Origin of the sequence: Kitasatospora sp. MBT66 (assembly GCF_000710405.2) — a bacterium.
Taxonomy (GTDB): Bacteria; Actinomycetota; Actinomycetes; order Streptomycetales; family Streptomycetaceae; genus Kitasatospora; species Kitasatospora purpeofusca.
Map to the genome: position 1 here is coordinate 1,336,115 of NZ_JAIY01000010.1, position 10,840 is coordinate 1,346,954.

Sequence of the window (10,840 nt, forward strand, 5' to 3'; positions counted from 1 at the left end):
GGAATGACCGACCACCTCGTGTCCCCCGCGCGCACCGCCACCGCACCGGGACCGCTACCACCACCACTGGCGGCACCGGCACCGTCGGCACCCGCCCCGCCCCCGCAGCCGTACCAGTACGTCCGGACCCGGCTGGTGGAGCCGGACTGGCGCCGACTGCCCGGCTGGCGCGACGTCACCGAGGCGCAGTGGCGCGACGCCCAGTGGCAGCGCGCGCACTGCGTCAAGAACGCGCGCCAGCTCCGGGCGGTCGTCGGCGATCTGCTCACACCCGAGTTCTACGAGCAACTCGCCGCCGACCAGGCCGAGTTCGCGACCATGCCGATCCTGCTGCCGCCGCAGCTGCTGAACACCATGGCCGCGCACTCCCCCACCACCCCGGCGGCGTTCACCGCCGCGTTCCTGGCCGACCCGGTGCGCCGCTACATGCTGCCGGTGCTCGCCGACCGGCACCCGCTGTGGCCCAGCCACCCGAAGGCCGAGCGCGACTCGCTGCACGAGGCCGAGATGTGGGTGGTGGAGGGCCTCACCCACCGCTACCCAACCAAGGTGCTGGCCGAACTGGTCTCCACCTGCCCGCAGTACTGCGGGCACTGCACCCGGATGGACCTGGTCGGCACCTCCACCCCCCAGGTCACCAAGGCCCGGCTGGTGCTGCGGCCGGCCCACCGGCAGGAGCAGATGCTCGACTACCTCAAGCGCACCCCGACCGTGCGCGACGTGGTGGTCTCCGGCGGCGACCTCGCCAATGTGCCGTGGCCGCAGCTGGAGTCCTTCCTGCTGCGGCTGCTGGAGCTGGAGTCGGTCCGCGACATCCGGCTCGCCAGCAAGGCGGTGGTCGGCCTGCCGCAGCACTGGCTCCAGCCGCAGGTCCTGGAGGGCGTGCACCGGGTCGCGACGGTCGCCGCCCGCCGCGCCGTCAACCTGGCCGTGCACACCCACGCCAACCACGTGCGCTCGGTGACCCCGCTGGTCGCCGAGGCGGCCCGGGCGCTGCTCGATGCGGGCGTGCGCGACGTGCGCAACCAGGGCGTGCTGATGCGCGGCGTCAACGACACGCCGGAGGACCTGCTGGACCTCTGCTTCGCCCTCCAGGGCGAGGCGAACATCCTGCCCTACTACTTCTACCTCTGCGACATGATCCCCAACGCCGAGCACTGGCGCACCAGCGTCCACCGGGCCCAGTACCTCCAGGAGGCGATCATGGGCTACCTGCCCGGCTACGCCACCCCGCGCCTGGTCTGCGACGTGCCGAGGCTCGGCAAGCGCTGGGTGCACCAGGCCGTGGCCTACGACCGCGAGCGCGGCATCTCGTACTGGACCAAGAACTACCGCACGGCGCTGGAGGTCCGCTCGGGCGCCGCCGCGCCGGCCGGCGACGACCCGCTCGACCGCCGCCACCCCTACTACGACCCGGTGGACACCCTCCCCGAGTCCGGCCGCCGCTGGTGGACGGAGCGGGCCGCGCACGCCGCGGCCGCCGCACCGGCCCCGCAGGAAGGAGCAGCACGGTGACGACACCCGTCAGCCCACCGAACACCACCCCGCAGTCCGCCGGCGGCCCGCTGCGCCGGATGTGCTGGATCTTCCCCGACCGCGAGTCGACCCGGACCACCGCGATGTGGCGGTACTTCTTCTGGGACCTCTACGAGGAGATCGCCGAGGAGCTGGGCCTCACCTGGTGCCGCCACTCGCCGGACGCCGTCACCGTGGACGCCACCGACCCGGCCCACCCGGTGGTGTACGTGGACGAGGAGCCGGTGACCCCGCAGGACACCCTGTTCGTCACCGCGCTGTACTCGCTGCCGTACCAGTCGATGGACATCTTCAACCAGTACTCGCTGTACGCGGTGCTGGAGCAGGCCGGGTTCTACCTGCCGTTCCCGCCGTACGTCTCGCTGATCGGCAACGACAAGGTCGCCACCGTGCTGCACCTGGCCGACTCGCCGGTGCCGCCGATCCCGTCGATCCGGATCGGCACCGGCCGGGACGTCGCCAAGCACCAGTACGAGGTGGCGCTCGACCGGCTCACCTACCCGGCGATCGTCAAGCCCTCCGGCTGGTGCGGCGGCGGCGGGATCAACCTCGCCCGCGGCCCGGAGGACATCCGCGGCCTGGCCAGCCTCGCCCAGGGCGGCGACACCACGCTCGTCGCCCAGCCGTACCTGGGCGACGGCACCGTCGACTACCGGGTGTACGTGGTGGACGGCGAGCCGTACGCGGTGATGCGGCGGGTGCCGGAGGCCGGCTCGCCGGTGGCCAACGCCAGCCGGGGCGGGACGATGGAGTTCCCGCCGATCCCGCCCGAACTCGCCGAGGCCACCGCGTACTTCGCCGAGAAGCTGGCGATCCCGTTCTTCTGCGTGGACTTCCTGTACGACGGCGAGAAGTACTGGTTCTCCGAGCTGGAGCCGGACGGCGTGATCGCCCCGGACTTCGCCGACCCGGACCGCGCGCTCCAGCGGGACATCACCCGGGCCCGGTTCACCGCCTACCGGGACGCCCACGCCAAGTGGCTCGCCAACGGCGCGCCGTCCGCCCCGTCCAGCCTCCTCTCACCCCTCGCGCACCGCGCCCCGACGACCTCCGCCCCCCGATCGGAAACCCGATGACCGACGCGTTCTCCCTGCCGCCGGACGCGGCCGAACCGCGACTGACCGTCGCCGCCGCCACCCTGGAGCGGCTGCGGACGGTACCCGCGCTCGCCCCGCGCTACGCCGACCGCCCGGCGGCCGTCCGCACCCTGGACGAGCTGGCCGCGCTGCCGCCGCTGCTCAAGGACGACCTGAACACCGCCCTCGCCCACCTGGAGCCGCGCTCCGGCACGGCCGCCACCTGGCTGTTCCAGAGCGGCGGCTCCACCGGCGCGCCCAAGGTGGGTTACGCGCCGACCGGCTTCTACATGGCCAAGGTGCACGAACACTGGCCGGTGCTCGACCGCGAGGACGTGTTCGCCAACGCCTGGGGCGCCGGCCGGATGTGGGGCGCGCACTTCCTGGCCGCCGCGCTGGCCGACCGGGCCGGCTGCCGGGTGATCGCGCTCGGCTCGATCACCCGCGAGGAGTACCCGGACTGGCTGGGCTTCCTCGCCGACCGCGGGGTGACGGCGATCGGCGGCACCCCGAGCGTGCTGCGGCTCTGGTTCGCGCACGCCCGCGCGGCCGGACTGAAGCTGCCCTCGCTGCGCAAGGTGCTGTGGCTGGGCGAGGCCTGGCAGCCGCAGCTGGAGGAGGACCTCGCGGTGGTAGCGCCCGGGGCCCGCCGCTGGGGCATGTTCGGCTCCACCGAGACCTGGGTGGTGGGCACCAACACGCCCGACTGCCCGGCCGACACCTTCCACCCGCTGCCCACCCAGCTGGTGCACGCCGGTGCGGACGGGCTGCTGGACTTCACCACCCTCGACCCCGAGATGCTCAACCCGGTGCTGCGCTACCGCACCGGTGACGCGGGCGGGTTGACCACCTGCCCGTGCGGCCGGCCGGGCGCCGCGATGCGGGTGCTGGGGCGGCGGGACAACGTCGTCCAGGTGCGCGGCCTCGGTCTGCACGTGGACGAGCTGGTCGCCCGGGCCGAGCGGGAGCCGGGGGTCTCCCGGGCGCAGGTGGTGGTCACCGAGGACGGCGGCCGGGCCACCGGGGTGGAGGTGCTGCTGCTGGCCGACCCGGCCGCCGGGGTGGACCCGGCGGCGCTGCGGGCCGAGCTGCTGGCCGGGACGTTCACCCTCAGCACCGCATTCCAGCACGATCCCGAGCACGTCACCGTCCGGGTCGTCGACGCGCTGGTCAGCAACGACCGCACCGGCAAGACGGCCTCCCTGGTGGTCCGCGCCGCCGAGAACGCCGAGTCCGCGGATGCCGCCGGGACCACCGGGGCCCCCGAAGCCGCCCCCGCCACTGCCACTGGGGAGGCCTCGTGAAGCTGCGAAAGCCGCAGGACCTCGGGCGCGGCTTCAACCTGTTCTGGGCCGGCCAGACCGTCAGCGTGGTCGGCGACCGGATCACCGTGTTCGTCGTCCCCACCCTGATGATCTTCGTCCTGCACGCCTCCGCCCTCCAGGTCGGCGTGGTGGCGATGGCCCAGTACCTCGGCATCCCGCTGCTGGGCCCGATCGCCGGCGTGCTGGTGGACCGCTGGGACAAGCGCCGCACCATGCTGGTCTGCGACCTGCTCCGGCTGGCCGCCGTCCTGGTGATCCCGCTCGCGTACTGGCTGGACTTCCTCTCCACCCCGCTGCTGTTCGGCTGCGTGGCCGTGATCAGCGGTGCCACCATCTTCTTCAACGTCGGGTACCTGATCGCCGTCCCCGCGGTGGTCCCCAAGGACAGGATGGTGCCCGCCTACTCCCGGCTGGAGGGCAGCAACTCGGTCGCCGAGGTGGCCGGGCCCTCGATCGCCGCCGGGCTCTACAGCGCGCTCGGCGTGGGCGCCCTGGTGGTGGACGCCGCCAGCTACCTGATCTCCGCCACCTGCTTCCGCTACATGCAGCCCTGGGGCGAGCGCACGGTCGTCGAGGGCACCGTCTGGGAGCGGCTGACGGCCGGCTTCCGGATGAACTGGGCCGATCCGGTGCTGCGCCGGGTGGTGCTGGCCGCGGTCACGCTCAACTCCGGCGGGCCGGTCTTCGTCACGGTACTGCCCGTGCTCGCCTACCGGGGCCTGGACGTCTCGGTGGGCCAGTTCGGCGCCGCCATGTCGGTCGGCGCCGTCGGCGCGCTCACCGGCGCCGTGGTCGCCCCCGGGATCAGCCGGCGGCTGGGCCTGGGCCGCACCCTGGCCTGGTCGCTGCTGCTGCACTGCCTGGTCGGGCTGGGCGTGCTGGCCGCGCCCGCGCTGCCCGCCGTCCTGGTGATCGCGGTGACCATGGGCTGCTACGGCTTCTTCATGTCCTGCATCAACGTGTGCAGCGCGCCCACCCGGCAGTCCCGGATGTCCGCCGAGCACCAGGGCGTGATGCACGCGGCGTTCCGCACCGTCACCTGGGGCGTGATCCCGCTCGCCGCGCTGGTCGGCGGCGTCGCCGTGTCCGCGCTCACCGATCCGCTGGGGATCCTGGACGCGGCGCGCTGGGTGATGGCCGGCGGCACCCTGCTGGCGGCCTGCTCCTTCCTGCCCGCCCTCGGCATCCAGTCCCGGCTGGACGCCGCCGCCCGCCAGGCGCAGCCGCAGGCGGCGGACGCCGAGCCCGAGCTGACGGAGAGCGCGCCGTGAGCGCCAACGGCGCCGTCCGGGACGGCCGGGACGACGGCGCAGCCGCACCGACGGGCGAGGTCCTGCTCGTCACCGGCTGCTCCTCCGGCATCGGCCTGGCCACCGCCGTGGCCGCCGCCCGGGCCGGGTTCACCACCGTGGCCACCCTGCGCGACCCGGACCGCGCCGACGACCTGCGGAAGGCCGCCGAGGAGGCCGGGGTCGAGCTGGACGTGCGCCGGCTCGACGTCACCGACGCCGCCTCCGTCGCCGCCTGCGTCGACGGCGTGGCCGCCGCCCACGGACGGCTGGACGCGGTGGTCAACAACGCGGGGGTCTCCAACTTCGACCCCACGCTGGAGATGTCCACCGACGCCGCGCTGCGGGCCAATCTGGAGGTGAACTTCTTCGGCGTGATCGCCGTCAGCCGCGCCGCCCTGCCGCTGCTGCGCGCCTCCGGCGGCCGGCTGGTCACCATCGGCAGTGTGCACGGCGTGGTCGGCCAGCCGTTCAACGAGGCGTACTGCGCCGCCAAGGCCGCCGTCGAGGGGTTCATGGAGAGCCTCGCCCCGGTGGCCGGCGCGCACGGCGTGCGGGTCTCCGTGGTCGTCCCCGGCTTCGTGCCGGACACCCGGTTCGGGATCTTCCCCGACATCGACCGCCGCACCATCGGGGCGGCCTCCGGGCCCTACGCGCCGACCTTCGAGGACTACCTCGGCTGGGTCGGCGGCCAGGGCTGGGAGGCCGCCGGACAGCCGGCCCGGGAGGTGGCCGAGGTCGTGGTGCGCACGCTGCGCGCCGAGCGGCCCGCCTTCCGGGTGCCCACCAACGCCTGGGCCGCCGACTACCTGGCGCAGAAGCTCGCCGACCCGGACGGCTCGGCCGTCCAGACCCTCGCCCGCACCTGGATCGGCCGACCCGACCCCCACTGATCGATTGTCAGGAGCCCTACCGTGCCCGCCAAACCCCTGCCCGAACTGATCGACTTCGCCCGCCGCAACTCCCCCTTCTACGCCGAGCTCTACCGGGACCTGCCGGAGCGCGTCGAACACCTCTCGCAGCTCCCGCTGATCGAGCAGACCGCGTTCTGGGCCGCCAACTCCTGGCCGGACAACCGCCTGCTGACCGGGCCGCTGCTCGACGGCGGCGTCTACAAGACCGGCGGCACCACCGGCGTGCCCAAGTTCTCCCCCTGGTCGCGCACCGAGCACGCCGACTCGGTCACCGCCTTCGGCGCGGGCCTGGTCCAGGCCGGCCTCAAGCCCGGGCACCGGGTCGCCAACCTGTTCTGGGCCGGCGAGCTGTACGGCGGCTTCCTCTACATCGAGAACGCCCTGCACCACGCCCCGGTGGACAACGTCCGGCTGCCGGTCGGCGCCGCGCCCGACGCGTACATCGCCGGGCTGATCGAGGACTTCGGCGTGGACGTGCTGGCCGGCGAGCCGATGAAGCTCAGCTCCGTCGCCGAGCACCTGGTCAAGCACGGGCAGGTGGCCGAGCGGATCGAACTCCTGCTGTTCGGCGGGGACCTGCTCTTCGCCGACCTGCGGCCGATCCTCTCCCGCGCGTTCCCCAACGCGGCCGTCGCCTCAATCGGCTACGCCTCGGTGGACGCCGGCCTGGTCGGCGCGCCGGTGCCCGGCGACGACGTCCGGGTGCACGAGGCCTTCCCGAACCGCACGGTGGTGGAGCTGGTCGACGACGTGACGGGCGAGCCGATCACCGAACTCGGCGTGCCCGGGCGGGTGGTGGTCACCAACCTGTTCCGCACCCTGATGCCGATCCTGCGCTACCCGACCGGCGACCGGGCCGAGTGGGTCGACCTGGAGCGCGGCCGGTTCCGGCTGGTCGGACGGTCGGTCGAGGGTGCCCGGGTGGGCACCGTGGCGATGCCGACCGAGGAGATCCGCGCCGTCCTGCTCGCCCACGACCCGGACCAGGTGATCTCCGGGATGCAGATGGTGCAGCGCCGCTGGGACGGCAAGGACGGGCTGGTCCTGCGGCTCGGGTACACCGAGGAGCCGCCGGCCGGTCTGGCCGAGCGGCTGGTCGAGGCGGTGTACCGGGCCCGGCCGCTCTACCCGGACGACGTGGCGGCCGGGGTGATCCACGACCTGGAGGTGGAGTGGGTGCCCCGCGCCGAGCTGGTCACCAACCCGCGCACCGGCAAGCTCCAGCAGGTGGTGGACGAGCGCCCGCCGGCGTGACGCGCCCGTGGGCCGGGGGGAACCCGCTCCCCCCGGCCCGCCTTCGGGCTCAGGTGCTCAGGCCGTGTGCGGCTGTCCGGCCAGCATCACGCTCTGGCCCCGGAATTCCGCGATCACCTTTTCGGCCGCATTCCGCACCGTCACGTCGTAAATGCCGGTGCGCCCGGAACGCGTGCGTTCCACCGCCTCCGCCACCAGTTCGTCCCCGACCGCCGCCGGCGCCAGGAAAGTCACCTGCGCGGCCTGCGCCACCGTCACCGGGCCGTAGCTGTTGCAGGCGTAGGAGAACGCCGCGTCGGCGAGCAGGAACAGGTAGCCGCCGTGCGCGATGCCGTGCCCGTTCACCATCGCCGGGGCCACCGTCATCCGCATCGACGCCCGCCCGGTGGACACCTCGTCGAGCGTGATCCCGAGGCCCTGGCAGGTCAGGTCGCGCTCGTACAGCGCGGCCATCCGGGAATTGGGCACCGTTCCCGTCGCACCCACCCCGTCCGCAGAACCCGCCGAACCGGACGAATCCTCGACAGCCACGGTGTCCACGCTCATGACGCCCTGCTTTCCCCGGTAACAGCCCGAAACGGTCGGTCGGTGTGCCGTGCGTGCGTATTGCACCCGCATTACACCGAGGCCCGCGACGGGCTGTCAACGGTCTCCCGACGGGAACGGAAAGTCCGTCAGGAGAACTCAGAGCAGCCGCTTGATGTCCCCCCGCGCCCGGTAGAACGAGCCGCTGCCGGACTCCAGCACCTCGGCCACCAGGTACCGCGCGCCGGGCACCCGGATGTCCTTCGGGAACTGCACCCGGCGGGTCGCGTCGTAGCCCGGCGAGACCACCCGCACCCGCAGCCGGGTGCCGTCCTGCACGCACTCCACCTCGATGCCGCCCGCGGCGCCCGCCGAACCGACGACCACCGACTCGATCTCCGCGCCGGCCACCGCCGCCGTCCAGCCGCTGCCGTCCACCTCGGCGGCCTGCGGCAGCCGGCCCTCCTCGGCCGCGCGCACCGCCGCCTCGCTCGCGTCCAGGCAGACCAGCGAACCGTCCGTGGTCACCAGGTACAGCCGGCCGTCGCGGTACTGCATGCTGTACGCCGAGCCGCAGCCGGTGCCGAGCTTCCACAGCCGGGTGCCGTCGGCGTCGAAGCAGTACACCGAGGAGTGGTTGTCGCCCGCGAACACGTACCGGCCGTCGGGCGAGGCCGCGCAGGAGAACACCGCGGCGTCGCAGCGGTAGCGGGCCACCTCCGAACCGTCCGCCTTGCGCAGCCGGTGCACCGAGCCGCGCGAGGTGCCGGCGAACACCTCCTCCCGCTCCTGCCAGCCGAACAGCACCTCGCCGTCGGTGCGGGTGTGCCAGACCGGGGCGCCGCCGCGCGCCGCGTACCGGCTCACACCGCGCGAATGCCCGTGGTACACACCGTCGTTGTCGCAGCGCACCATCCAGCCGTCGGTGCCCTCGGCCGAACGCCGCCACTGGAACTCGTCCTCGTGGTCGACGGTGGTGATCCCGCCGCGCGCGTCGGCCACGCCGAGCACGCCGTCGTGGATGTCCAGCCAGTAGATGTCGACGTCCTCGGCTATCTCGTACGCCACCCGCGGCACCTTGCCGCCCAGGTCGTACACCTTGCCGTTGTCGCAGCCCGCGTAGATCCACCAGTCGTCCGCGACGATGCACTTGACGCCGTCCGGCAGCCCGTAGCGGCCGGTCACCGCGCCGTCGTGGGTCAGCGTGTAGACGTCGCCGCGCTCGTTGCCCACCCAGGCGTGCTCCTCGCCGACGAAGATGCCGAACGCCGCCGCGCCCGAGTTGAACCGCCACAGCACCGGGGCCTGCCGGGCCGTCGAACGGGTGCTGACGATCGCCCGTCGCGTCACCGCCCGCCGCTCGCGCACCCCGCGCACCGCCGGGGCGTAGCCCTTGCGGACCTTCTCGCCGATCTTCTTGGCGGCGGCCGACGCGGCCTTCTCCGGCGTGGGGTAGGCGGTGGTCTTGCTCTGGCCGCTCTCGCCGATCCGCCCGTAGGTGATGGTGACGTCCACGCCGGCCACCAGGACCTCGTAGAACTTGTGCGCGCTGCCTGCGTCCTCGGACAGCTCCAGGTACGTGGACTGCGTGTCGGTGGCGGTGGCTGACATGGCGTGGGCCCCTTCCGGGCACGGGCGTGACGGGGTGTTCCGGCGCTGCGGGCGCGGTGCCCGGCGACACCTCAGAACCTAGCCCCCGGCACCGACAGGGCACCCGCGGGCCCTCCCCGTCCCGGGTCGCCGCCACCGGCGCGGGCCGGACCGCACCGGACGGCGACGAACCACCCGGCCCCCGCCCGGCCCGGACGCCCCGCGCGGTCTGCCCGAACGGACCTTCCGCAGCGTCCCCCGCTCTGACAGCATCGTCCGCTATCCGGTCACCAGGGGCCGGGATCGGCGACCGCCCGCCCGCAGGGACGGGCGCAGGGGGCGGGGAGAACGCGGATGCAGGGCCCGGCGGCAGCAACCACCGCACCCCCGGTGCGCACCGAGCACCGGCCCGCCCGGTGGGTCCGCACCCGGCTGCGGGCCGCGCCCTGGACGGCGCTGCTGAACGGCGTGCTGGTGTTCGTGGTGGTGCTGCTCTCCGCCGGGCTCCCCCGGGGCGTCGACCGGGGCGAGGACGCCGCCCTGCGCGACTTCCTGCGCGACCGCGGCATCGGCGCGACCAGCCTGGTCAGCCGATCCGACCTGCGCCCCGGCGACGACTCCGCCACCCTGGCCTCGGTCGCCGCGCAACTGACCGCCCGCACCGGCGGGGAGTTCCGCGTCTCGGCGAGCGGACCGGTGTACGGCGTGCGGGGCGTCCGGCCGAAGACCCTCGGCAATCCGCAGCTGTCCCGGCCCGACGGCCCGTCCCCGCGCCTGGAGCTGCGCCACCTGGCCGGGCTCTCCGAGCACACCACCCTGACCGAGGGCCGCTGGCCGACCGTCGCCCCCGGCCGGCCGCTGCCGATCGTGGTCTCCGACCTGACGGCCGAGAAGCTCGGCATCCGGGTCGGCGACGTGCTGACGGAGGAGATCGGACCCGGTACGAAGCCCTCCCCGGCCACCGAGGTGGTCGGCACCTTCCGGGTGAACGACGACAACGACCCGTACTGGAGCGACCTCTACTGCCTGCGTCGGCCCTGCCTGGAGATCCCGCAGACCTTCGAGTGGCTCCGCTCCTGGAGCGCGGTCGGCCTCACCGGCGGCGACGAGCTGCGCCGGCTGATGGAGTGGGCCCAGGGCGGTGAGCTCTCCTGGCGGCTGCCCGTCGACCCGGCCTCGCTGCGCGCCGACCGGCTGCCCGACGCCGCCCACGAGCTCGCGAGCTATCTGAGCGGCCCCACCGCCGCCGACCTGGCCGCCGCCACCGGCCGCACGGACCTGCGCACCTTCTCCTCGCTGCCCGACCTGTTCGCGCTGGCCACCGCCCGCCG

General features: G+C 73.8%; 9 protein-coding genes. 7 read left to right on the forward strand and 2 right to left on the reverse strand.

Going from position 1 to position 10,840, the window contains the following annotated elements; genetic code table 11:
• The first annotated feature begins 3 nt into the window (after positions 1–3).
• Genes BI06_RS30475 through BI06_RS30500 form a run of 6 tightly spaced genes read left to right on the forward strand, consistent with a single transcriptional unit; the run spans position 4 to position 7,394 of the window.
• Positions 4–1,515 carry a KamA family radical SAM protein gene (locus BI06_RS30475; protein WP_233290331.1) on the forward strand — a complete coding sequence of 504 codons (1,512 nt, stop codon included), beginning with the start codon at positions 4–6 and terminating at the stop codon, positions 1,513–1,515.
• Positions 1,512–2,612, forward strand: coding sequence for a RimK family alpha-L-glutamate ligase (locus tag BI06_RS30480; RefSeq protein ID WP_043472854.1), 1,101 nt, complete (start codon positions 1,512–1,514; stop codon positions 2,610–2,612). The genes BI06_RS30475 and BI06_RS30480 overlap by 4 nt, the downstream gene beginning before the upstream one ends.
• A complete protein-coding gene (locus BI06_RS30485; protein WP_043472858.1) occupies positions 2,609–3,916 on the forward strand; it encodes a phenylacetate--CoA ligase family protein in 1,308 nt (435 codons plus the stop codon). The genes BI06_RS30480 and BI06_RS30485 overlap by 4 nt, the downstream gene beginning before the upstream one ends.
• The gene (locus BI06_RS30490; RefSeq protein WP_043472861.1) at positions 3,913–5,208 is read left to right on the forward strand and encodes an MFS transporter; all 1,296 of its coding nucleotides are present in this window, start codon (positions 3,913–3,915) and stop codon (positions 5,206–5,208) included. Before BI06_RS30485 ends, BI06_RS30490 begins: the two co-directional genes overlap by 4 nt.
• Entirely contained in the window at positions 5,205–6,119 is a 915-nt protein-coding gene (locus BI06_RS30495; RefSeq protein ID WP_082558757.1) for an SDR family NAD(P)-dependent oxidoreductase, read from the forward strand. The genes BI06_RS30490 and BI06_RS30495 overlap by 4 nt, the downstream gene beginning before the upstream one ends.
• A gap of 21 nt (positions 6,120–6,140) precedes the next feature.
• Complete coding sequence (locus BI06_RS30500) at positions 6,141–7,394, forward strand: AMP-dependent synthetase (protein WP_030397491.1); 1,254 nt, start codon at positions 6,141–6,143, stop codon at positions 7,392–7,394.
• A 57-nt stretch (positions 7,395–7,451) separates the two neighbouring features.
• Here BI06_RS30500 and paaI read toward each other — a convergent pair whose 3' ends face one another.
• Entirely contained in the window at positions 7,452–7,847 is a 396-nt protein-coding gene (gene paaI / locus BI06_RS30505; protein WP_030397492.1) for a hydroxyphenylacetyl-CoA thioesterase PaaI, read from the reverse strand.
• Between the two features lie 231 nt (positions 7,848–8,078).
• Positions 8,079–9,530 (reverse strand): WGR domain-containing protein, encoded by a 1,452-nt coding sequence (locus BI06_RS30510; RefSeq protein WP_030397493.1) that lies wholly within the window; start codon positions 9,528–9,530, stop codon positions 8,079–8,081.
• A gap of 333 nt (positions 9,531–9,863) precedes the next feature.
• Between BI06_RS30510 and BI06_RS51355 the strand changes: the two genes are divergently transcribed.
• Positions 9,864–10,840 (forward strand): hypothetical protein (locus BI06_RS51355; RefSeq protein ID WP_043472864.1); only part of this gene is annotated, 977 nt, incomplete at its 3' end.

Coding starts and splice junctions, on each gene's coding strand:
- BI06_RS30475 (WP_233290331.1), top strand. CDS start 4: ATGACCGACCACCTCGTGTCCCCCGCGCGCACCGCCACCGCACCGGGA.
- BI06_RS30485 (WP_043472858.1), top strand. CDS start 2,609: ATGACCGACGCGTTCTCCCTGCCGCCGGACGCGGCCGAACCGCGACTG.
- paaI (WP_030397492.1), bottom strand. CDS start 7,847: ATGGCCGCGCTGTACGAGCGCGACCTGACCTGCCAGGGCCTCGGGATC.
- BI06_RS30510 (WP_030397493.1), bottom strand. CDS start 9,530: ATGTCAGCCACCGCCACCGACACGCAGTCCACGTACCTGGAGCTGTCC.